The organism is Oleiphilus sp. HI0061, from assembly GCF_001635675.1.
In genome coordinates, this window is sequence record NZ_LWFE01000183.1 from 1 (window position 1) to 856 (window position 856).

Here is an 856-nt window from a genome sequence, read left to right on the forward strand (position 1 = left end):
TGCGTTGCAGGTTCTTATTTCCTTATGGCGTGACGGTAAGAGCTTGCATGAGTTGAAGTCCGAGATGACTAAGCTTCCACAGGTGTTGAAGAACGTACGAATTAAAGAAAAAACAGACCCCATGTCAAACGATGTTATTGCCCAGGCTGTTAAAGAGCAAGGTGAGCGTTTGGCAGGGCAGGGTAGAGTGTTGTTGAGAGGCTCGGGTACGGAGCCTCTAATCCGGGTTATGGCTGAGGGCGAGGATGCGGACTTGGTGAATTCAGTGGTGAACTCTCTGGTTGAAACGGTCCAGAATGCAATTGGTTAAGTAATTGGGTAAAAAGTCGTAATGGGTTGCTTGTAAGTAAAGATTAACTCGGTTAGTATTTGCGCCCTTCTGAAAAGCTGGTGTTATATATGCGTAGCAAGATTGTTGCGGGAAATTGGAAAATGAATGGTAGTGTTGCATTTATGCAGGACTACTTGCAGGCATTTAGCGATCAAGCATCGTCTAACGTGCCTGACGATGTGCAAGTGCTAATCGCACCGCCGACAGTTTTACTTTCCGGCTTTTTTGAAGCAAGTAAAGACTCCGGTATCCAGTTGGCAGCTCAGAATGTTGCTGGTTTTGACGAAGGTGCGTTTACTGGTGAAGTATCTGCGCCTATGTTGAGCGATGTAGGTTGTCAGTGGTCGTTAGTTGGGCACTCAGAGCGTAGAGCTTTGTTCGGAGAGACTGATAGTGATGTTGTTGCTAAAATCTCCCGTTTGCTAAAGGCTGGTATTAAGCCGGTTTTGTGTGTAGGTGAGACTCTGGAAGATCGAGAAGGTGGTAGAGCGCAGGAAGTTGTTGCGACGCAAGTCGGCGCTGTGC

1 protein-coding gene and 1 pseudogene are annotated in these 856 nt (G+C 47.2%); both read left to right on the forward strand.

The features are described from left to right. Positions 1–310, forward strand: a pseudogene (glmM, locus tag A3735_RS02175) (phosphoglucosamine mutase); the annotation flags it as partial. An 89-nt stretch (positions 311–399) separates the two neighbouring features. Beyond that, positions 400–856: triose-phosphate isomerase (locus tag A3735_RS02180; RefSeq protein WP_197485605.1), on the forward strand; the 457-nt coding region annotated here is incomplete at its 3' end.